This is a genomic window from Methylosoma difficile (assembly GCF_054657615.1).
In genome coordinates this window covers 210,664-230,825 of the sequence record NZ_BAAHYJ010000002.1, presented here as the reverse complement: position 1 = coordinate 230,825, position 20,162 = coordinate 210,664, and the positions used below count along the sequence as shown (strand labels likewise).

Sequence of the window (20,162 nt, the reverse complement as noted above, 5' to 3'; positions counted from 1 at the left end):
CGCAAGCCCTTATGAAATTCAAAACATTATTCATATCACTATTATTTTTGCTTTCAAGCAGCATAGGCGCTGCTGCCAAAAATATAGAGGGTGACTATGAACATTCCATTTATACAGCCTGTTCACCCACATATGAAAACTACACTTCAAAAGGTTGCAAAGTCAAAGAAGGATTAAAAATTCAACGCCGCAATAAATCAAGCTTTAACTTGTGGATACATACTGAGGCGGATTGGGGGCATTTTTGTTCATTCCGTGGTGTTGGTCATTTTGAAAATGGTGTTCTAATGTCCAAGAATATTGGCTGTTCTGTTTCTATTAAATTAGTTGGTAATGTCGCAAGTGTCCAAGCGGTTGGTGAACATTGCTCCCCAAGTTATTGTGGCGCAAATGCCTATTTAGATGCTTCTGGCTTAAAGAAAAAAGTAAGGGTAATCCGTCACGGTGTCCATTAATTCAAACGTTGGGAAAATAAATGTTTAATATTGTACTGGCTAATATTGCACTTGCTTTGACCATAATACTGTGGGTTTTAAGCTCGTTATTATTTAAATCCGTACATGGGTGGTTTGCAGAACTCTCATTTTTTGGTGATGCCCTCATTTTATTTGCGGTCCTTCGCCTTACATTAGACAATCAAACCTTTAAGTTAAATAAAGTAGTTCACTTTATATTCGGCATTGCAAATATTTTATCGATTGCTGGTTTCGCCTTATTTTTTATAGGAACACATGAGGGAGCTAATGCTCTTGGAGCAGCGTTATTTGTTGGCATTTACTTTTATGTTCCGGCTTTAGCATTATATTTATGTGGAATAATAGGCCTTGCAGTCTACTTAAGCCGTAAAGTAATACCGAGCCAAAGTAAACCGTCATAGCTTGTCGGTCGAGATATATATTTGTGCAAACCAACAAGTAAGTCTTTATAAATAGACAAAGCGTCTTTTAATAAGCTCACCCCGCTACGACCACCTCCTATCTATATTAGAATTTCCGCAAAACACATGGTGAGTAACGCTATCCGCAATCGAATACATCTTGCTGCGGCTGTCATCTGCACCGTCGGCATTGGACTCGCCTCAAGGAAGTTTCCGGCGCTGTTTCCTGCCGTTCTGGAAAAGTACCCCGGCGACGCTCTTTGGGCGCAGATGGTTTATTGGCTGGTTTGCCTCTTTATACCAAGCGCATCGGTCATCAAAGTCGCCTTGTACTCACTCGCCATCTCGTACGCCGATGAAATTAGCCAGTTGTATCAGTCACCTTGGATCAACCACATTCGCGCAACAACGCCAGGTCATCTGGTGCTCGGATCGCGCTTCTCATGGCTGGACATGCTCTCTTACACTATTGGCATAGCCATCGTTGCGCCGTTCGACGGGTGGTTCTTTAAGGCAAAAAATGCATGTAAATCAAAGGAAAATGCAAGACTATGAGGCAAACGGTGGGCAAAAAAGCCTGCCCACCCTACATCTAATTGATCCCATTCATGCCATTCGTCAAGCTCAGTGCCGACAGGCATAAAGCCGAACGGTAACTAATTGATTCCGTTCGTGCTGAGCTTGTCGAAGCATGAGCGGAAGCGATTAGTTCAGCACTTCCTTAATTTATCAACGCGTTAAGCCATCGCGGCTGTTATTACCGATTCCCATGTAGCAAGTTGCCTGCCGATAAGTTTGCTCAACTGCTGCCCATCATCAAACAACGCACTTTTAGATGCGCCTGTATCAGAATTCGCCAGAAGTTCGGCAAGAAATTCTGGCAAACCCGCATCAAGCAATGCTTTTTTATACACTTCTTCTGGTAAATTGACGTAGGGAATTGTCTTGCCACTTTGCTTGGAAATCTCAGCGGCAAATTCGCTTAACGTGAAGGCGGTGTCGCCTGCCAGTTCGTATATTTTTCCGGCCTGATGGTCGCTGGTTAGCACCACAGCGGCGGCTTCTGCGTAATCAGCCCGCGCAGCAGAAGAGATACGCCCATCACCTGCACAGCCATACAAAGCACCTAGCGACAGTGCCGCAGGAATGCTCGCCGTATAATTTTCGGTGTACCAGCCATTCCTCAGCATAACAAACGGCACGCCAGAAGCTTGAATAGCGGCTTCGGTTTGCCGATGTTCGTCTGCGAGTCCAAGTACCGAGGTGTCCGCATGGAGAACACTGGTATAAGCCAGCAGCTTTACACCCGCTCGCTTAGCTGCGTCGATAACGGCACTGTGCTGTTTGACGCGCTGCCCGATCTCGCTCGACGAAATCAATAAGACTTTGTCTGCACCTTGGAGCGCAGTATCCCAGCTGGCTGGTTGATTGTAATCGGCGTAACGGACCTGCACGCCTAACGCGGCAAAGTCCTTAGCTTTTTCCTCATTGCGGACCGCAACGACCAAGCTGGCGGCGGGAACTTTTGTTAATAGCGAAGTGATAACGTGGCGACCGAGTTGTCCGGTCGCGCCTGTGATAACGATCATAATGTCTCCTTTTGTATTTACAGTTTCGTAGTTGGATTGTGCAAACGGAGTATATCTTTTACAATTACTTTTAGTAAGTACATACAAAAAGGTAAGTGCAATGGATGAAACAAAAACAGGTCAACTGGCAGAGATGATGCGCCACGGAAAAGTGCTCGCCAAAGAATGCCCTTCGCGCGAAATTCTCAAGCATGTCACCAGTCAGTGGGGTGTTTTGGTGTTGGTGGTGCTAATCGGCGGCACACACCGATTCAGCGAATTGCGCCGCAAAATCGGTGGCGTCAGTGAAAAAATGCTGGCGCAAACCCTACAACAATTGGAACAGGATGGCTTTGTTCAGCGGGTATCGTATCCGGTGGTACCGCCGCATGTGGAGTACTCGCTCACCCCGTTGGGTGATGGTATTGCTCGTCAAGTGGAGGCACTGACGAACTGGATAGAGACGAATCTGCCGGAAATCATCAAGGGGCAACAGGCGGTGTCAGATCAGAAATGACGGTTTATTTAAGTGTCCGCGCACTGCCTAAACTGAAAAATCTGCCTTTGCATTGGGGTTCGTTTACAAGGTTAAAAGATTAGGGCATTATCTGGCCTGTCCAAAAAAGCAAAATCAGAGCTGTTGTTTGATTGATTCGCCTGAAGTGTAATGCAGCGTTTTTAGGACAGGCTGAGTGTTGGTAAGTGAAGGATAAAAAGAGTTTTTATTTTAAAAAATTTATGGGCAACTTTTTGACGTGTTTTTTTTCGTCTATAAGGATGCCCAATTAACGTTGGGCAAATTTAGGTAATATATGGCTAATTTTTACAATCTAGTTTTTTATAACGACACAAATGGAAGCAAGCAAATCCAAAAAGAAAAAGTTAATTTTTCAGGGCTGCTATCCGTATGGATTGATGGTTTACCAAGACGGCTTTATAACGCCCCATTTATTGAGAATCGCCCTCATGAGAACTTAAAACTTGAAGCACTTTGGTTTGGAAATGACAAATTTGAGTCTAACGGAAATTACGAAATTGACGAGTTTTATGAAGGATTGACGTTAATTCTAATAGATGATCAGTTAGCTCCATTAGAGTTTGATGAAATCAATACTTATGCCGGAGCTTTGTTATTGGAAGGCGGGTTCACGCCAAAAAAACTAAATAAACCAAAGAATGTGAAAATATTTCTGAGCCACAAAGGAATTGACAAACCTGTTGTAAGAGATTTTTTCAATATTCTTAGGGATTTTGGCTTTAATCCTTGGCTTGATGAGGATGCAATGCCTGCTGGAGTTCCACTTGAAAGAGCGCTATTAAAGGGAATGCAGGAGTCTTGTGCGGCTGTTTTTTTCATAACCACAAGCTACAAAGATGAAGATTTTCTTGCAACAGAAATTAATTACGCAATAGAACAAAAACGGGAAAAGAATGATAAATTTTCTATCATTCCATTAGTTTTTAAAGACTCTAGCGGAAATAAGGGTGTTGTTCCTGAACTTCTCAAACAGTATGTTTGGAAAGAGCCGGGTAGTTACATAGAGGGACTACGCGAAATTCTCGGATCATTACCGATTGAAGTTAAACATATCGGATGGAAGCAAAACTAACCCGTTAATATATTAGTTCGTAGGTTAGGATAAATTTGTGAACCCCAACAACTGAAACATCTGCCTTTGCGTTGGGGTTCGTTCCTTTTATGCCCTTGGGTACACCCCAACCTGCAAACTAAGGCTAACAGCAGAGGCGTCAATCCCATTACCGTAACAGTAGACAACTGAAGCGCGAACCACATGAAAACGTACCATCAGATTCGTAAGTATCCAGCTGATTTCATCGTCAGGTACCGCCTCTACGCACCATCAGAAGGTGGTCGAAAGGTGACATACCAGCATCTGCGTTGCGACTTCATGTACGAAGGCGACGATCCGCTAAAAGATTCGATCTACATGATTCATCCAGAATTCCTAGACGAATCAGGAACGCCATGCGATGACGAGGTGGTTGTTTCACTTTCAGGAAGGGCGTCTATGTGGATTCTTGTTCCCGAGATGCGGGAAATTGTCCACCGATCGAGAGCCAAAGTCGGTGTTCGAGGTTATTTCATGGAAGGCTCCCGAAAGATCGGTGATGTAGAAATCGAAGAAATTGCAGGCCTGCATACGAACCCAGACACCTAACTTGTAAGGATTCGCGCTAGCAATCCACCCTTTTGGACTACCGATGGCGGTTTGCTAGCACGAAACCGCCCTACTCTCTTAACATCTGACCACAACATTGAGTATCGCCATGACTGATCCATCGTTTTCGAAATTGACAGAGTTCCTGAAAAAAGTACCCGCAATATACGGTGCAATCGGTAGCGGTAAAGGCGAGGACGGGCGTTGGTGGGTTAAATTTTCAATCGACATCAACCACCCGCTTGCGTGGCATACCGTTCAAGAGTTCGGTCATGTTCTAAACTACCTGTCGCTAGATAATAGATTGCCCACTTCATTTCAGCCCGTTTCACCCCCGCCTTATATGAATGGTGGGCCAGACGATTTTCTGTCATGGGTTATCGAAGGCCATGACCCCAACTTCGGGCCGGATGATTGTGCAGAATGGTTGTTGGGTCGCCTTCCTAAGCCAGTAGATGATGAAAGCCAATGGATAGACTCAGACGATTAGGATGCAAACGCCTCCTCATTTATTTGGTTTTGCAAAAATCACCCAAATTGCCGCCGAAACCGCCAGACCCCAAAATTAAAAAATACCAAACCCAGCACCGACAAGCCTAACAGCGAATCCCACACAATCTCTATACCTGCGCCTTTGAGTAAAATCGCGTAGCTCATTTCGTTGTAGTAATACAAGGGCGAGATGGTCATGCCCATACGCATGGCGGATGGCATGGCTTCGGGCGGTGTCCAGGCACCGGATAACAACAGGATTGGCATGAGTAACATAATGCCTAACATGGTCATTTGCGCCATACTTTTACTGATGGTAGCGATGAACAAGCCAATCCCAGACGTGGTAAAAACATACAAAGCCGTCACCGAGAAAAACAATCCGAAGCTGCCTTTTACCGGCAAATGAAACAGCGGGATGATGATGCAAAACAAACACACCGCTACGCCCAGCAAGATCACCAAACCCATTGAGATGACTTTGGGCAATAAGATTTGCAAGGAACTTAAGGGCGATACGGCGAGCTGTTCGATGGTGCCGCGCTCTTTTTCGCGCACGGCTGCGGCTGCGGGTAGCAACATGGACAGCAGGGTGATGACGGTCAGTAATTCCGAGATCGACATAAACCAGCCATCGACTTGATTGGGGTTGTAGAGAACCCGAAAGCGGTTTTCGATAATCGGCAAGGCGGCTGTTTCGGTGTTAGTCAAACCCAGCCGACTGGTGACAAAATCTTGCCCAAAATCAGCGGTGATTTGCGTGGCATAAGCCGAGGCCAACGTGCCTAACACCGTATTGCTGCTATCGACTTGCAATTGCACAGCGGTGGCTTGGCCTTGGAGCAAATGCTGTTGGAAGTTTTCAGGAATATCCAGCACCGCCAGTATTTTGCCTTTATTGAGCAAATCTTCAGCTTGGGTTTTGCCCGTCACTTCGCCTTGAAAATGAAAATATGGTAAACGGAAGCGGTAAATCAATTCCCGCGAGGCTGCGCTGTGATCATTGTCTATCACCATTACCGCCGCATTGCGTAGGTTTAAATTAATACCAGAACCAGCCATGTAAACATCGGCGGTAAAAAAATAGGCGATGATTAACAATAGCATCGGGTCGCGTAGCAATTGTTTTAGTTCTTTTAGGGTCATGGCGATGATCCTATCTAAGTAGGTGTGCATACATTTTTAACCCTTTTATGAGAAGTCGTCATTCCGGCAGGGATTGCCGGAATCCAGATGCCAAGGATGGTGATATTTAAAATTACTGACTGTTTTCAAGTGAAAAAATATCAAGTTTCAGTCGAATTACACGTCCATGTGACCTAGATTCCGGCAATCCCTGCCGGAATGACGATACTTTGAAGATATTGCGGTGAAAAATAATAGTCGGTTCATGACGACGGCCTTTTGTGGAAATTCAGAAAACCCACCACCCACAAAATCAACGCATATACCACCAAAGCCAGCACATCAAACCAAAGCTCCCTCCAACCCAAGCCTTTTAAAAAACTGCCCCAGGTAATCCGCAAGTAATAAATCGGCGAGAACAAATGCGATTCGATTTTGGTCGCGAGGCCCATGGATTCAATCGGCACTAACAAACCGGAATACAACATGGCGGGGACAAATGAAAACACGACAGTGAGCATCACAGCGGCGACTTGTGTACGCACCATCAACGACACGACCAAGCCGACACCCGCTGTGCAAATGACGTAAATCACCGAAGCCAGATAATAAAACAGCGGATCGCCTTTGAACGGCGTACCGAACACCATCATCACCAAGCCCCAGAGAATGAAAATGTTCAGGCAGGAAATCAGTAAATACGGTAGGAATTTGCCTAAAATAAACTCACTTCTGGAAATGGTCGAGGCATAAATATTGTAAATCGAGCCATTTTCCTTTTCCCGCACCACGCCTAAGGCGGTCAAAAACGGCGGCGTGACCATTAAAACTAGCATCATCAAGCCAGAAGAAATCGACCATTGGCTGCGTAAGGCTTGGTTGTACAAATAGCGAGATTCCAAACGCACGGGTTGCACTTGGCTGAGTGCTTGTTCCTTGGCAAGGCCGCGCTTCAAGGCGAGATAGTTGACTAAAGATTGAGCGTTGAAATTGGCGATAATCGCCGATAAATAGCCTTTCGCCACTTCAGCGCGGTAGGGAAAAACGCCGTCGATCAAACTCTGCACCGACGTGGCTTGACCCGCCAGCAACTGTTCCTGAAAACGCGGAGGGATGATGATGGCAAAACGAATATCGCTGTGCGCCAACAACGGATCAAGCTCACGCTCGCTTTGCACATGGCCTTTGTAAGCAAAATAACGCGAATCCATAAAACGGTGCAGGAAATCGCGGCTCATCGCCGAGCCGTCGCGGTCTAGCACGGCGAAGGAGATTTTTTCGACATCGAAGGAAATGCCGAAGGCTAAAACGAGAAAAATGCCCACGGGTAGGATAAATGCCATAGCAAAGAACAGCTTATCGCGGAAAATTTCTCGCCATTCTTTATAGGTGACTGCCCAAACGCGGTTTAGATTCATGGGTGCAAATTATTCACAATGTAGGTCGGGTTAGCGATAGCGTAACCCGACAAATGTGGCGACGGGATTGTCGGGTTACGCTGACGCTAACCCGACCTACGATTTTTTATTCTCAACCGCCAAAACCCGATAAACAAACACATCTTCCAGCGTCGGGGCTTGGGTTTCGGTACTTATCAATTTAATCGACTGCTTTTCCAACAACTCCCGAATCTGTGTTTCAGTGGCTTTAGCATCTTTCGCCAGCAAATGGATATGCTTACCAAATAAAGCCACGCCCTGAAATTTAGCTTCTTGCAACAAGCCCAAAGCGGCCAATGGCTTGTCGGTGTTAATCTCTAACAATTGCCCAGCTTCATCTTGTAAGGCTTGGATCATATTGACGGGCGTGTCGTCGGCGATGACACGGCCTGCGTACATCAGCACCAAATGATCGCAATGTTCGGCTTCGCTCATGTAATGCGTGGTCACTAAAATCGCCACTTTTTCGATACGGGCGAGATGCACCAGAATTTCCCAAAAATGCCGCCGTCCGACCGGATCAACACCTGATGTCGGTTCATCCAAAAACAACACGCTCGGTTGATGCACCAAAGCACAACCCAAAGCCAGCCGTTGCCTTATGCCCATCGGCAAGCTGCCTGCCAATTGCTGGGTGACTGCCGCCAAGCCAGTCAGTTGGATCACCCAATCGACACGCTGTTGGCTGATGTTTCGCGCCACGCCATAAATGCTGGCAAACAGGCGGATGTTTTCGATGACGGTCAAATCCAGATACAAAGAAAATGCCTGCGACATATAGCCGATGCGCTCTTTAATGGTTTGCGCGGCATCGCGCATATCGGCTCCGGCGACTTGGCCTTCGCCTTCGGTGGGCGGCAAAATCCCAGTCAGCATTTTGATGGCGGTGGTTTTGCCCGCACCGTTCGCCCCTAACAAGCCAAAGATTTCGCCTTGTTTGACAACAAAATTCAGATGGTCAACCGAGCGGAATTTTGCAAAATCGCGGGTTAATTGTTTGGCTTCAATGGCGATACCTTCGGTATTGGGCAAGGGCGTGTCGAAGCGGGGAATAGTGTCATCGACAACTTTGGTTTCGGCGTTGGGACGCAAGCGCAACAAGGCAATAAAGGCATCTTCCAACTCTGCAGCAAATGCACGGACATTGCTGATTTTTATGTCCTTAAGCAAATCGGTAACGGTTTTTTCCGCATCAGCAATGTTGCTGTGATCGACAAATACACGGATTTTTGCGCCGATGGATTCTGTTTGCGGATAACGGGCTTTTATTTGCTTTAGCGCTTCTAGCTCTGGTTCGGCAGTCAATTCCAACAAACAGCCAGGCGCTTTTTCGCTGATGGCATCAGGTTCGCCAGCGGCTAAAATTTGCCCGTCGTACATCAAAGACAAACGCTGAAAACGCGCCGCTTCATCCATGTACGCAGTGGACACTAAAGCGGTAATGCCGCGTTCGCGCAACAACTCCGCCAAGATAGCCCAAAAATCCCGCCGCGAAACCGGATCAACGCCCGTCGTGGGTTCGTCCAAAATCACCAATTCGGGTTCGTGTATTAAGGTGCAAATCAAGCCCAGTTTTTGCTTCATGCCGCCGGAGAGATTTTTCATCGGGCGACCTCGAAATTCATCCAAGCGCGTCATGGTCAGCAATTTTTCTTTGCGCTCGCTCAGTTGCTCGCGGGTGACTTGGCGGAGTTGGGCGAAAAAATCGATATTTTCTTCCACCGACAAATCGCCGTATAAATTCAGCCCCAAGCCTTGAGGCATAAAACCTAATCGGCCTTTGACCTGTTCTGCCGCTGCTTCCGAATTGATCTCCACGCCGAACACTTGCAGATTGCCTTTTTCAAACGACAATACGCCCGCGATGGCTTTCATCAAACTGCTTTTGCCCGCGCCATCGGGGCCGATCAAACCATAAATTTCGCCACGATTGACGCTTAGGTCAACCGTATTCACCGCCAGTTTCTTTTTATAACTTTTGCACAAGCCGCTGATCGTGATAACAGCGTCGTTTACCAGCGCGGCTTCGCCCACGGGGTTTGCTCCTGCCAGCGGATCACCGCATCGGCTGGCAAGCCAGGGGTGAGTTGATGACCGGGGTTTTCATTCAAATACAATTTAACGGCGTAGACCAATTTCACCCGTTCATCCGGTGTTTGCACTTCTTTGGGCGTAAATTCGGCTTGCGAAGCGATGTAGCGGATGACCGCCGGAAAGGGTCGATCGGGATAAGCGTCAGTATAAATTTGTGCGGGCAAGCCTAAACGGACTTTGCCGACTTCTTTTTCTGGCACATAGACTTTCAGATAGAGCTGGTTCAAATCGACAATATCAAATAAAGGGCTGCCAGCGGCGACCATTTCGCCGTTGTCGGCAATGCGCGTGGTAATCATGCCAGCGGCGGGAGCGAGGATAATGAAATCATCCAACACGCTTTGCGCTTCTGCCAAAGCCGCTTGCGCTTGCCGGACTTTCGCAGCTAAGGCATCTACCTCTTCTTGTTTGGCTAGGATTTGCTCGCCGCCTAATCCCGCTTCTGCCAAGCGTTTTTCCGCTTGTATCCGTACCGATAAGGCTCCGCTATGTTGGGCACGCGCCACTTTCCAATTTAAATAAGCTTGTTCGCTGCGCTGTTCGGCAACGGTTTCCCTGCTGAACAATTCACGGAAGCGTTCGGCATCTTTATAAGCTTGTTCTTGATTGGCTTTGCTGGCGTACACATCGGCATCAGCGCGGCTTAGTCCGGCTTTTGCTGTGTCTATCGTCAATTGGACATTCTTTTTATAAACCGATAAAACCGCAAACGCGGCTTGGTATTGGGCTTGGCTGATGTCTACCGCCGCTTGAGCCTGGCTGACTTTGGCAAGAATTTGGGCATCGTCCAATTCCATCATGGCTTGGTCTTTTTCGACCAAATCACCTTCATGTACCAGTAAAGAAACGACCCGCCCAGGCCATTTGCCGGAAACCGTGTAATGGTCACCTTCAATACGTCCGTTGGCTTGTACCAAACCTTCGGGGAAAGGCGGCACACGCCACCCAATCCACCAACCGGACATCATAATAAGCACGCCGCCGATAGCGAGGGCTGTGTAGGTTAAAAATTTAGATTTCTTTTCCATAATGGTTGCTTAAGCTCTGAGAGGGTTTGTGTCAACGAAAAGCACGAAAAACTTGAGCTTCTTAGCAGTAACGTCACTGCCCTGAAGAGTTTATGTAGGTGCGAATTCATTCGCACTGTGCGGATAAATCCGCACCTACAACTTGTACCCTTGTGTTATCGTCTCAAGGCCGGATTTTTCCGTTCATGCTTCGACTAGGCTCAGCACAAACGGAAAAATCCTCTCGGGTTACCAGGCTTCTGCTTAATGACCGAAGTCCCAGAAGTTCTCGCTCCGAGAAGAATCCTTATCTTCGTATTCTCTGTATTCTTCGTGGTTTTCGTATTTACAAAATCCCCATCGCCCGCCGCAAACGCAGATTAGCCAAAGCCTCGTCATAATGGGCGTTGTTGAAATTGTCATGGGTCTTCGCACGTAATTCTTCGGCTTTCAGTACTTCGGTGTTGGTCGTCAAACCCTGCTGATAAAGGTCAGTGGTCAGTTTCATATTCTCATCGCCTTGGGCAATCGCTTGTTGCGCGACGTGGATGCGCTCATGGGTTTCCTGACTTTCCAGCCACGCTTGGCGCACCTGCAAATGAATCAAACTGTTCAAATCGTCACGCTGTTCTTTTAAAGACATGGCTTGTTTAACCAGGGCATCGCTGTTGTGGCGAATACTGCCGTCGAACACTTTCCATTGCATCCCGACATTGACCATCCACAAACCCTGAAAAGCTTGATACTGGTTTTCCTGATACTGATAACCGCCATTGAGGCTGACTTGCGGCAAGGTTGCGGCTTTGACACTTTGCGCTTGTTGCTGCAACGCTTCGATTTGCTGAGCTAACACCAGTAATTCAGGCCGTTCGCTGACGGCGTTAGTGGTGAGCGCCACCAAGGTGCCTTGCGGAATTTGTGGAAACTGGGCGGCTAAATGCACGCTATCGGTCAGTTCACGAACTAATAATTGGTTGTAATGCGATTTGGCAAAATCGACTTGCTTACGTGCAACCAAGAGCAATTGTTGGGCGTTTGCCAATTCCACTTGAGCGGCTAGCAGGTCATTTTTCGCCACCACGCCTTGCTCAAACAGATTACAGACGTCTTTAAAATGAGCGCCAAGGCTATCCACATGACCTTGCGCCACTTGCAAACCGCCTTCGCTACGCAACACGGCGATATACACTTCGGCAACTTGCATCTTAATGTCCAACACCGAACTGCTTTCAATATGCTGGGCAGCCTGCAAAGCCGCTTCCGCCGCCTGAATGCCGTGGCTGATGCGCCCGCTGGTAAAAATCGGTAATGAAGCCATTGCTTGCGCTTTGACACTGCCAGCTTGCGCGGTAGTAAATTGCGCCGTTTGCCCCAAAAAATGGGCTTTCGCGGCAGGGCTTTCATTCAATTGCGTGTAGCCTGATGCGACATTCAGCTCCGGCAAACGCTGGCCTTGTGCTGCATACAATTGCTGTTCCGATGCGCGGGTATCGGCTTCAGCCGATTTGATCTGATGGTTTTTGCCCATTGCCGCATCCCAAGCCTGTTCTAGGGTTTCTGCCTGACAATAATCCGCCGCGAAAAATGGCGGGCAGCCGCTGAGCAGAACAATTATCAAGCGATGTTTTAACTGCGTAGGCATATAAGGCTTAATAAATTTTTACCCAGTATTGACCGGTTTGACCCATTGGCGAACAGCTTAAAGGCAAAGTTGGGGATTTTCCGTTCGGTAACGAACACTCTATTTAAGGTGGATTTTGCCCTGAATTTATGTGAGTCAACGCACCGACTTTGTTCGTTTTTGCGCTTACTATTTTTCCCAAGCAAATGGGAAAAGAGTCCTTTGCTTGACTGACGACGAATCTACGGAGGCGTGGAAGGTGGTTTTCAAAAGTACGCAGGTAAGGGTCGAATTGGCTTCAGTCATCCTTCAGCTTTTATCTGCGATTCAGTCTGCCGTCAATTGATGGCCCATGATGGAGATAGATATGCTTGAAAGTATTGCGATTATTCTCATTGTTCTGTGGATATTGGGGCTAGTTTCATCGTACACCATCGGTGGTTTTATACATGTCCTGCTTGTCATCGCCATCATTGTCATCATTCTACGAATAATTCAGGGGCGACGTATCTAGTACAAAAAATGCGCGGCCTTGTCTCTCAGCAACTGCCCAAACCTAACAATTTTATTGCTAATGTTCGATATATAACCACATTAAGGAATTATCATGAACCAAATGAAAACGCTCGAAAAATTGCTAAAAAACGAATTGTCTGCAACGGAAACCTACCAACAAGCGTTGGATAAACTCAAGGTAGATGTCGAAATGGGCGAAGCGGACGACTTAATGCCCCTTTATGAATGCCATAAAGAAGCTGTTTCTTCCTTACAAGCATTAACCACAAGACTTGGCGGAACACCCGCCGTCGATTCTGGCGCTTGGGGAGCGTGGGCTAAATTGGTTTTAGGAGGGGCTAATTTATTAGGTAAAAAAGCTGTCTTAACGGCTTTGCATGAAGGGGAAAAAAGTGGCGATGATGATTATAAAGAAGCCATGCTTGAAGATGAGCTACCGACTGATCTGCGTTCTTTAATTGAGACCAAATTACTGTCCGCCCAGACATCGCACCTAGCAAAATTAGACCAATTATTAGCGGCAGCCGCGTAAATCGCTGCTTTTATTTGAATTGAAGGGTGGATTCGCCGAAAGGCAATCCACCTTTTTAAGACCAACGATGGCGGTTTGCTATCGTAAAACAGAAGCCGGACGTCACAACACCTCAGCCCTGGCAATCTGCACAATTTTTTGAGCGATATTTTCCGGCGATAAGACAAAATCGATACAACCACTCGCCATTGCCGATTCCGGCATGTCTGGCTGAATAGCGGTGTCAAGTTTCTGGGCAATGGTGATACCACCCACTTCTTTGATGCCACAAAGAGCATCAGCCCCGTCACCGTCATAACCTGAAACAATCACCGCAATCAGCTGCCTCTGCCAGTGCTGGGTCAATGAGCGCAGGAAGACCGTGATGACATCCGGCCAGCCACGAGGCTTGGAGATTGGCCTTAAATGAAACTGTCCGTCGGTAAGATGTAAGTCCCGATTCGATGGAATGATAAATACGCAGTTAGGTTTAATTAGCAAACTTTCCGTGATTAACTCAACGGGCATGGCGGTATAACTTGGCAAAACTTCATGCAGCATAGTCGGCATCATCGTGATGTGATTGACAATAACAATAGCCACACCCAAGTCAGCCGGTAGATTTTGCAATAACCGGATATACGCATCCAGCCCGCCAGCCGAACCTCCTACACACACGACAGGAAAATCGTTCATCAAGCCAGCGCTTTCATTCAGTCGAGTGTCGTTTTCGTTCCCTAGACGGCCTGATTTTTGAACGGCCCTTTCTATCTTGTGGATCACTTTCACCTCTTTTTCAAAGCGGACGGGAGGTCTGCTGAAAGTTGCCGAAAAATGGCAGACAAACAACACTTAAGCTACTTATTTAAAAAATCACCTATGCATTGTTAGCGTTATTCAACATCCACATGCACTTCATTACGACGCAAAAACGGCAAAGTCCACGGTGGGTCATATGCTGCAGAGCGGCTCTCAGAGAGCTGTTTGAAATGGTTTTGCGCCAGCCACGCCAACAAAACTTGGCTTTTCTCGGCAATCCGTTCTTGATTTAAGCTGCCGGAATAACGCAATACCGCCACTTTTTTAGCCGGCATTTGTTTGATGATAACTTGATCGTCTAAAGGCTTCGGCAAAGTATCCAGCGTATAAATGGAGGACATCACAAATGTCATCACCCACTGATTGCCCTTTTTTTGCTGCAAAACCGGCGCAGTCATCGCAATAGTTTCGCTGGCGGCTTCGCGTAAAACCGGTGAGGTCATTGCCATTTGTTGCTTCTGGACATTGCCACCGAAAATATAACCCGCCAAGCGTTTAAACCCAATGCTGCCACTTTCCGCATAACTGGATTCAATCAATGTTTCCGCCACCAGCACAGGCGGATACAACCTGATTTGGATATTGCCGCTTTCCGACAACAAACTGTAAGGTGCTTCTTCGCTGCTACGTATGCCCATGACCGTACATCCCGTTAAAAATAAACTCACCAAAATTGTAATTGGGTTTTTCATATCATCCATCCCCTGTTAAATCTTTCTAAGGCATTAATATTAAATAATTTTATCCCGTTTGTATGTGCGTGTCCGCACAGAGGGATTTACTTGGATTGTATATAGTCACCGCACAGATGAATCATTTATCTGAACATCCCACCACATCCGCCCAGATCGGGCCAAGGAAAAATACAATGATAAATATCGACGAGATAAAACCTGAAATGCCTGTATTTTGCTCTCAAGACGGTCAGTTTGCCGTGGTTGACCACATGGAAGGCACAAGCACAATCAAGCTTAATAAAGACAGTTCTGGTCAACATCATTACATTCCACTGACTTGGGTGACGTCAACGGCAGGTGGCAAAATCAAAATTGACCGTCCTGGCGACCAAGCGATGCAAGAATGGTCGAAAGTGTCGCCAAACTACATTGCAGAATAACCAACTGACGTTACGCAGTAACGTGTTTTTGTTCCCGTTTGCTGCGTCGAGCACCGCAGCATTTGCCGGGAATAGCCCGAAGGGGTGCGGCATGGATGCCGCACGGCGGCAGATGGGCAGGAAGCCCATTCTGCCGTCCCCCGACAAATGCGAGGAGCGCAAGACATCAGCGGCAATAGGGTCGCTTTTTCTTTGGCTACTTTCTTTTGGCGGCACAAAAGAAAGTAGCTCGCCTTCGGGTGCGAGAACCCGATTAGAAAAACTGTCGTGACAACGACTCATCATTATTTGTTTTTATATCGCAGGATATGTCTACGTAACATCAGTAACCAACCCTCCACCGTCTACTCAACTCAAGGAAACTGTTATGGAAAATAACTTTGTAAAACCACAAACAATCACTCGGATATTACGGTCAAATTCGGGATTACTGGCTTTAGTAATGGGCTTTTTTGCCAGCCTCCCGATACAAGTAAACGCTGAAAATGACCATCCTAATTATCGCTATGTCGAATCCGTTAACGAAGCCACAACCAACTCAAAACCCGTTGAAAAGCCCAGCGACGGTAAAGGTGCTATGCCTACCTTCGCCGAGGCCGATGTGGATAGCAACCACTACATTACTAAAACAGAATTGAAAAATTTTCCGTATTTGCTGCAAGTGTTTGATAAGGTCGATGCCGGTGAAGATGGCAGATTGGAGCAACACGAATACCAAAACCTGAAAATGGAAACCAAACGTGAAGCAGAAGTCAGGTAAACCGCCCTGCCCTAAACATTCTGGGCTTTTTACCGTAACCGGCTAAAAAGCTTCAGATGTTGCTTAACTGCCCCGCCCCCGCTAAAAACAAAGCACCAAAGCCCTTTAAAATCTAGGTTCCCGAACGGCTAAGTAACTCTTCGGACATGTAATTACGGTCACCCAACACATCCAGCATTGGCCCGTACGGCCCGAAAGTGACAATGCTGACGGAGGCCGCCAGCGCGTTGATCCGATCACGGTATCGGCCTACGTCGATACCTAGCAAGCTGCAAAGAATGATACGAATGGTGGCTTTATGGGAAACCAGCAACACATTGCCGGTCGGGTGTTTCGCTTCAATTTCGGTAATCACTGGCAAAGCACGTGAGGCAATTTGGATAGCGGTTTCCCCGCCCGTCGGCGCATGCCAAGCGGGGTCGGTTTGCCAGTGCAAATAATCTTCTGCGTAGTGTTTTTGAACAGCGTCCAGTTCTTGGTCTTCCCAAAGGCCGTAATGGATTTCTTTCAGACCCTCCCTTAATTGTATGGGCAAATCCAAGGTGTCACACAAAGGTCGGGCCGTCGCCACAGCCCGCTTCATGGGGCTGCTGTAAACGGCTGTCCAAGGGAAACTGCAATACGCCGCTGCAAATAAGACTGCCATTTGCTTACCAGACTCGGTTAACGGCGCATCTAGCGACCCACAAAATGCCCCGCGCTGACTGTATTCGGTTTCACCATGCCGAAGCAGATAAATTTTTAAACTCATCGGATAATCTCCATTGCTTAAAAGGGTTGACCACGAAAAGCATTTCCTGCTTTGAACACGACATTTACAAAGAAGTTCGTGTCCTTCATGGCGGAAAACGCTAAAACCCTAGGTTTTCGCCGTTTTCGATGCATCAAAATGCCCCACTGCTTTTTTCATTACGCAAGTGTCCTAACCTTGGCTTCCCTATCCCATTGCCGGGTTTTAGCCGCTGCAATAAAACAATCCAAAGACGTTAAAGCGATGACACCGGCATCAACCTCTATGCCTGCTTTTTTCAGCAAAGCCAAACCGCCCGTATCAACGGCGATCGCTTTTAGATGATTGAAAGCATCACGGACAAAATCAATAGCGGCGGCTTCTTTACCCAATAAAACAACCGCTTCTTCAGACAGGACAATGGCAATGGCATCAAACAAAACCGACGGCGTACCCGCCAGCTGATTGTCAACGGGCAAAAGCCAGTCATCGGCAAGTTTGGCATCTCCCAGCTTCATCGCGATAATTTTCACTTTCGCGCCCGCATCGATAACGGCATCTTTAACCGCGTATAGCGTGTCCGACTCCGAGCCATCGGCAATCAAAATACCGATCACACGCCCGGCGAGCGTGTCCTTCATTTTGTCGATGAGCTGCAAGGCTGGCGATAAATCTAAATTTTGCACCACCCTAGCCGTAACAGGGGCGAGTGGTAATTTTTCAATACCCAAGCCCGAGGCAACGCGTATAGCCAGGTTTTCATTGATATGGCGTAAATGCCCGACCATCGCCACACGGATATGCGGATGCTCAACTTTTGACAATTCAAACACTAAAGCGGAAGCCAGATGCGCTTGTTCGTAAGCACTTTGGCTGAGATAAAACTGCCGCGCTTGGCTGTAATGGTCGGCAAAACTTTCTGCACGAATACGGCCTTTTACGCCTGTTTCTTCGACTGCCGCGCTACGAAAGCTTGTTGTCGCTTGTTCATGCGGAGAATTTGCCGCCAAAGTATTGGGTTCGTAAGCCACGCGTCCTTTCGGTTGCGCCATTTGCATGTGTCCGTCACGTTGGTGATTAGCGAACGGGCATTGCGGCGCATTGATGGGGATTTGGTGAAAATTAGCCGATCCCAAACGCGATAATTGTGTATCCAGATACGAAAACAAACGACCTTGCAACAAAGGATCATTGGAGAAATCAATGCCTGGCACGACATGCGACGGACAGAAAGCCACTTGTTCGGTTTCGGCAAAAAAGTTATCAGGCCAGCGGTTTAGTACCATGCGCCCGATCACTTGCAAGGGAACCAGTTCTTCAGGAATGAGTTTGGTAGCGTCGAGATGGTCGAACGGAAAACTGTCGGCTTGGGCTTGCGTGAACAATTGCACTGCAAAATCCCATTCGGGAAAATCCCCGGCGCTAATGGCTTCAAACATATCGCGGCGATGAAAATCGCTATCTGCTCCAGCAATTTTGACCGCTTCATCCCACAGCGTTGATTGCAAACCCAGCTTAGGCCGCCAATGGAATTTCACAAACGTTGATTCACCCGCTGCATTTATCAAACGGAAACTATGGATACCAAAGCCTTCGATCATGCGTAGCGAGCGCGGCAAGGTGCGGTCAGACATGATCCACATCACCATGTGCATGGTTTCCGGCGTTAGGGAAATGAAATCCCAAAAGGTGTCATGCGCCGACGCCGCTTGTGGAAAGCCACGGTCAGGTTCCATTTTGACCGCATGGATCAAGTCAGGAAATTTAATGGCATCTTGAATGAAAAACACCGGAATATTGTTGCCGACCAAATCCCAATTGCCTTCTTTGGTGTAAAACTTAGTGGCAAAACCACGGACATCACGCGGCGTATCCGCCGAACCCGAACCACCCGCAACCGTTGAAATACGTGTGAATAAAGGTGTTTGCACACCTACTTCGGTGAGCACTTTCGCCGTGGTGTATTTTTCCAAGGAATGGGTCAATTCAAAAAAACCGTGTGCGCCTGTGCCACGCGCATGGACGATGCGTTCGGGGATGCGTTCATGGTCGAAATGGGTGATTTTTTCGCGCAGGATGAAATCTTCCAACAAGGTTGAGCCTTTCGGATTCGCCCGCAAGGAATTTTGGTTGTCGGCAATCGGCAAACCTTGGTTGGTGGTCAATACGGGTTGGCCTTCGGTGGCGGATTGATGCCATTCGCCACCATTGCCGACGGTCATAGGCGGCGTTTGCGCGTCTAACTTTGCTGGACTGCCTGTCATCGTTTGTGCTGTGGTCATTATGAATCTCCAATAGTGTCGCTTAAGGAATCGGTGAACAAAGCCTTTAACAAGCTCCCGGCAACTGACCAGGATTCCTTAACGTTAAGGTAACGGAACGGGCTTTTGAGCCGCACCATTCGATTTTTCATCGATTAAGCGGCTTTTGCGCTCGGTAACGGTTTAACAGGCTTCTGTTCCTGAGGGATTGCGAACAGTAAATCAGCCAAGTCATCGGCATGTTCCTCTTCCACGGCAAGAATGGATTCCAACAGTCGTTTGGTCGTTGAATCATGGTCTCCGAGATATTGGATAAATTCGCGGTAACTGTCGATGGCGATACGCTCGGCGACAAGGTTTTCCTTAATCATGTCGGCTAACGTAACCCCTTCCACATATTCGGCGTGGCTGCGCGCCGTTAATTCTTGCGGTGAAAAATCAGGTTCGCCACCTAGCTGAACAATACGTTCGGCGAGCAAATCGGCATGTTCCAGCTCTTCATCAGCATGCATCAGGAATTCTTCAGAAATGGCTTGCGAATGGATACCCCGCACCATGAAATGATGGCGACGGTAGCGCAACATGCAGACGATTTCGGTCGCGAGCGCATCGTTCAATAGTGCCAGTACTTTCTTTCGGTCGGCCTGATAACCCGCCGTTACAGCCCCTTCTTCAATATGAAGACGGGCGCGTTCGCGTAGCGTTTTAACATCGGACATTACGGTTGGATTTTTCATGGTTGTCCCTTATGTGCGTGAGGTTGGCAGAGTGTGAGAAGACAAACAATAAGGCTAAGTCCAGCGGGCGTCGGTTCGTTGTGACACATAGAGCCCGCTATGGAGGCTGCAATCGATCGGACACGGGATGATTGTGCGATAGCGTACCGACTACGTTAATTTTGTTGGCTAGAGTACGTCCTGAGATTGTCGGGTGAATGGCTAAACCCAAGAGTAGAAAAGCCGAACCTAATCCGACACACCACCCGGTTTTCTATTTAAGCGGCAACGCCTTAAGTGGCTAGCCGCTTTTTTAAGCCCACCCGTTG

Annotated in this window: 22 protein-coding genes; 11 read left to right on the top strand and 11 right to left on the bottom strand. The window is 47.6% G+C overall.

What is annotated here, in order from left to right; genetic code table 11:
• Positions 1-11 precede the first annotated feature (11 nt).
• The 3 genes from ACYQ1O_RS06505 to ACYQ1O_RS06495 all read left to right on the top strand — a co-directional run bounded on the left by ACYQ1O_RS06505 (position 12) and on the right by ACYQ1O_RS06495 (position 1,432).
• Complete coding sequence (locus tag ACYQ1O_RS06505; protein WP_459990849.1) at positions 12-455, top strand: hypothetical protein; 444 nt, start codon at positions 12-14, stop codon at positions 453-455.
• A 20-nt stretch (positions 456-475) separates the two neighbouring features.
• Complete coding sequence (locus tag ACYQ1O_RS06500; protein WP_459990848.1) at positions 476-877, top strand: hypothetical protein; 402 nt, start codon at positions 476-478, stop codon at positions 875-877.
• 126 nt (positions 878-1,003) lie between these two features.
• Positions 1,004-1,432, top strand: coding sequence for a ribosomal maturation YjgA family protein (locus ACYQ1O_RS06495; RefSeq protein WP_459990847.1), 429 nt, complete (start codon positions 1,004-1,006; stop codon positions 1,430-1,432).
• Positions 1,433-1,614: 182 nt separating this feature from the next.
• On the opposite strand, the gene ACYQ1O_RS06490 is transcribed toward ACYQ1O_RS06495, so the two are convergent.
• Positions 1,615-2,466, bottom strand: a complete 852-nt coding sequence (locus ACYQ1O_RS06490) for an SDR family oxidoreductase (protein WP_459990846.1) — start codon at positions 2,464-2,466, stop codon at positions 1,615-1,617.
• A 100-nt stretch (positions 2,467-2,566) separates the two neighbouring features.
• Between ACYQ1O_RS06490 and ACYQ1O_RS06485 the strand changes: the two genes are divergently transcribed.
• The 4 genes from ACYQ1O_RS06485 to ACYQ1O_RS06470 all read left to right on the top strand — a co-directional run bounded on the left by ACYQ1O_RS06485 (position 2,567) and on the right by ACYQ1O_RS06470 (position 5,115).
• On the top strand, positions 2,567-2,962 hold the full coding sequence (locus ACYQ1O_RS06485; protein ID WP_459990845.1) for a winged helix-turn-helix transcriptional regulator: 396 nt from the start codon (positions 2,567-2,569) through the stop codon (positions 2,960-2,962).
• 295 nt (positions 2,963-3,257) lie between these two features.
• On the top strand, positions 3,258-4,055 hold the full coding sequence (locus tag ACYQ1O_RS06480; RefSeq protein ID WP_459990844.1) for a toll/interleukin-1 receptor domain-containing protein: 798 nt from the start codon (positions 3,258-3,260) through the stop codon (positions 4,053-4,055).
• Between the two features lie 183 nt (positions 4,056-4,238).
• A complete protein-coding gene (locus tag ACYQ1O_RS06475; protein WP_459990843.1) occupies positions 4,239-4,625 on the top strand; it encodes a hypothetical protein in 387 nt (128 codons plus the stop codon).
• A 109-nt stretch (positions 4,626-4,734) separates the two neighbouring features.
• A complete protein-coding gene (locus ACYQ1O_RS06470; protein WP_459990842.1) occupies positions 4,735-5,115 on the top strand; it encodes a hypothetical protein in 381 nt (126 codons plus the stop codon).
• Positions 5,116-5,153: 38 nt separating this feature from the next.
• Here the strand turns inward: ACYQ1O_RS06470 and ACYQ1O_RS06465 are convergent, their stop codons facing one another.
• The 5 genes from ACYQ1O_RS06465 to ACYQ1O_RS06445 all read right to left on the bottom strand — a co-directional run bounded on the left by ACYQ1O_RS06465 (position 5,154) and on the right by ACYQ1O_RS06445 (position 12,424).
• Positions 5,154-6,293, bottom strand: coding sequence for an ABC transporter permease (locus ACYQ1O_RS06465; protein ID WP_459990841.1), 1,140 nt, complete (start codon positions 6,291-6,293; stop codon positions 5,154-5,156).
• A gap of 212 nt (positions 6,294-6,505) precedes the next feature.
• A complete protein-coding gene (locus ACYQ1O_RS06460) occupies positions 6,506-7,660 on the bottom strand; it encodes an ABC transporter permease (RefSeq protein ID WP_459990840.1) in 1,155 nt (384 codons plus the stop codon).
• Positions 7,661-7,756: 96 nt separating this feature from the next.
• The gene (locus tag ACYQ1O_RS06455; RefSeq protein ID WP_459990839.1) at positions 7,757-9,715 is read right to left on the bottom strand and encodes an ATP-binding cassette domain-containing protein; all 1,959 of its coding nucleotides are present in this window, start codon (positions 9,713-9,715) and stop codon (positions 7,757-7,759) included.
• Positions 9,694-10,803 (bottom strand): HlyD family secretion protein, encoded by a 1,110-nt coding sequence (locus ACYQ1O_RS06450; RefSeq protein WP_459990838.1) that lies wholly within the window; start codon positions 10,801-10,803, stop codon positions 9,694-9,696. Before ACYQ1O_RS06450 ends, ACYQ1O_RS06455 begins: the two co-directional genes overlap by 22 nt.
• Positions 10,804-11,128: 325 nt before the next feature.
• Positions 11,129-12,424: a TolC family protein gene (locus ACYQ1O_RS06445; protein WP_459990837.1), complete on the bottom strand. Its 1,296-nt coding sequence runs from the start codon at positions 12,422-12,424 to the stop codon at positions 11,129-11,131.
• Between the two features lie 331 nt (positions 12,425-12,755).
• On the opposite strand from ACYQ1O_RS06445, the gene ACYQ1O_RS06440 reads away from it, so the two are divergent.
• Together ACYQ1O_RS06440 and ACYQ1O_RS06435 are read left to right on the top strand one after the other, a co-directional pair.
• The gene (locus ACYQ1O_RS06440) at positions 12,756-12,917 is read left to right on the top strand and encodes a lmo0937 family membrane protein (RefSeq protein ID WP_459990836.1); all 162 of its coding nucleotides are present in this window, start codon (positions 12,756-12,758) and stop codon (positions 12,915-12,917) included.
• Positions 12,918-13,010: 93 nt separating this feature from the next.
• A complete protein-coding gene (locus ACYQ1O_RS06435) occupies positions 13,011-13,451 on the top strand; it encodes a ferritin family protein (protein ID WP_459990835.1) in 441 nt (146 codons plus the stop codon).
• Between the two features lie 102 nt (positions 13,452-13,553).
• On the opposite strand, the gene ACYQ1O_RS06430 is transcribed toward ACYQ1O_RS06435, so the two are convergent.
• Both ACYQ1O_RS06430 and ACYQ1O_RS06425 read right to left on the bottom strand, forming a co-directional pair.
• Positions 13,554-14,282 carry a chemotaxis protein CheB gene (locus ACYQ1O_RS06430; RefSeq protein ID WP_459990834.1) on the bottom strand — a complete coding sequence of 243 codons (729 nt, stop codon included), beginning with the start codon at positions 14,280-14,282 and terminating at the stop codon, positions 13,554-13,556.
• A gap of 41 nt (positions 14,283-14,323) precedes the next feature.
• A complete protein-coding gene (locus tag ACYQ1O_RS06425; protein ID WP_459990833.1) occupies positions 14,324-14,941 on the bottom strand; it encodes an SOUL family heme-binding protein in 618 nt (205 codons plus the stop codon).
• Between the two features lie 176 nt (positions 14,942-15,117).
• Between ACYQ1O_RS06425 and ACYQ1O_RS06420 the strand changes: the two genes are divergently transcribed.
• Both ACYQ1O_RS06420 and ACYQ1O_RS06415 read left to right on the top strand, forming a co-directional pair.
• On the top strand, positions 15,118-15,366 hold the full coding sequence (locus ACYQ1O_RS06420; protein WP_459990832.1) for a DUF2171 domain-containing protein: 249 nt from the start codon (positions 15,118-15,120) through the stop codon (positions 15,364-15,366).
• A 367-nt stretch (positions 15,367-15,733) separates the two neighbouring features.
• A complete protein-coding gene (locus tag ACYQ1O_RS06415) occupies positions 15,734-16,126 on the top strand; it encodes an EF-hand domain-containing protein (RefSeq protein WP_459990831.1) in 393 nt (130 codons plus the stop codon).
• 112 nt (positions 16,127-16,238) lie between these two features.
• On the opposite strand, the gene ACYQ1O_RS06410 is transcribed toward ACYQ1O_RS06415, so the two are convergent.
• From ACYQ1O_RS06410 to ACYQ1O_RS06400, 3 genes are all read right to left on the bottom strand, one after another.
• Positions 16,239-16,877: a histidine phosphatase family protein gene (locus tag ACYQ1O_RS06410; RefSeq protein WP_459990830.1), complete on the bottom strand. Its 639-nt coding sequence runs from the start codon at positions 16,875-16,877 to the stop codon at positions 16,239-16,241.
• Positions 16,878-17,035: 158 nt separating this feature from the next.
• Positions 17,036-19,138, bottom strand: coding sequence for a catalase (locus ACYQ1O_RS06405; RefSeq protein WP_459990829.1), 2,103 nt, complete (start codon positions 19,136-19,138; stop codon positions 17,036-17,038).
• Positions 19,139-19,272: 134 nt separating this feature from the next.
• Positions 19,273-19,854: a ferritin-like domain-containing protein gene (locus ACYQ1O_RS06400; protein WP_459990828.1), complete on the bottom strand. Its 582-nt coding sequence runs from the start codon at positions 19,852-19,854 to the stop codon at positions 19,273-19,275.
• Positions 19,855-20,162: the final 308 nt, after the last annotated feature.

Coding starts and splice junctions, on each gene's coding strand:
- ACYQ1O_RS06505 (WP_459990849.1), top strand. CDS start 12: ATGAAATTCAAAACATTATTCATATCACTATTATTTTTGCTTTCAAGC.
- ACYQ1O_RS06500 (WP_459990848.1), top strand. CDS start 476: ATGTTTAATATTGTACTGGCTAATATTGCACTTGCTTTGACCATAATA.
- ACYQ1O_RS06495 (WP_459990847.1), top strand. CDS start 1,004: ATGGTGAGTAACGCTATCCGCAATCGAATACATCTTGCTGCGGCTGTC.
- ACYQ1O_RS06490 (WP_459990846.1), bottom strand. CDS start 2,466: ATGATCGTTATCACAGGCGCGACCGGACAACTCGGTCGCCACGTTATC.
- ACYQ1O_RS06485 (WP_459990845.1), top strand. CDS start 2,567: ATGGATGAAACAAAAACAGGTCAACTGGCAGAGATGATGCGCCACGGA.
- ACYQ1O_RS06480 (WP_459990844.1), top strand. CDS start 3,258: ATGGCTAATTTTTACAATCTAGTTTTTTATAACGACACAAATGGAAGC.
- ACYQ1O_RS06475 (WP_459990843.1), top strand. CDS start 4,239: ATGAAAACGTACCATCAGATTCGTAAGTATCCAGCTGATTTCATCGTC.
- ACYQ1O_RS06470 (WP_459990842.1), top strand. CDS start 4,735: ATGACTGATCCATCGTTTTCGAAATTGACAGAGTTCCTGAAAAAAGTA.
- ACYQ1O_RS06465 (WP_459990841.1), bottom strand. CDS start 6,293: ATGCACACCTACTTAGATAGGATCATCGCCATGACCCTAAAAGAACTA.
- ACYQ1O_RS06460 (WP_459990840.1), bottom strand. CDS start 7,660: ATGAATCTAAACCGCGTTTGGGCAGTCACCTATAAAGAATGGCGAGAA.
- ACYQ1O_RS06450 (WP_459990838.1), bottom strand. CDS start 10,803: ATGGAAAAGAAATCTAAATTTTTAACCTACACAGCCCTCGCTATCGGC.
- ACYQ1O_RS06445 (WP_459990837.1), bottom strand. CDS start 12,424: ATGCCTACGCAGTTAAAACATCGCTTGATAATTGTTCTGCTCAGCGGC.
- ACYQ1O_RS06440 (WP_459990836.1), top strand. CDS start 12,756: ATGATGGAGATAGATATGCTTGAAAGTATTGCGATTATTCTCATTGTT.
- ACYQ1O_RS06435 (WP_459990835.1), top strand. CDS start 13,011: ATGAACCAAATGAAAACGCTCGAAAAATTGCTAAAAAACGAATTGTCT.
- ACYQ1O_RS06425 (WP_459990833.1), bottom strand. CDS start 14,941: ATGAAAAACCCAATTACAATTTTGGTGAGTTTATTTTTAACGGGATGT.
- ACYQ1O_RS06420 (WP_459990832.1), top strand. CDS start 15,118: ATGATAAATATCGACGAGATAAAACCTGAAATGCCTGTATTTTGCTCT.
- ACYQ1O_RS06415 (WP_459990831.1), top strand. CDS start 15,734: ATGGAAAATAACTTTGTAAAACCACAAACAATCACTCGGATATTACGG.
- ACYQ1O_RS06410 (WP_459990830.1), bottom strand. CDS start 16,877: ATGAGTTTAAAAATTTATCTGCTTCGGCATGGTGAAACCGAATACAGT.
- ACYQ1O_RS06405 (WP_459990829.1), bottom strand. CDS start 19,138: ATGACCACAGCACAAACGATGACAGGCAGTCCAGCAAAGTTAGACGCG.
- ACYQ1O_RS06400 (WP_459990828.1), bottom strand. CDS start 19,854: ATGAAAAATCCAACCGTAATGTCCGATGTTAAAACGCTACGCGAACGC.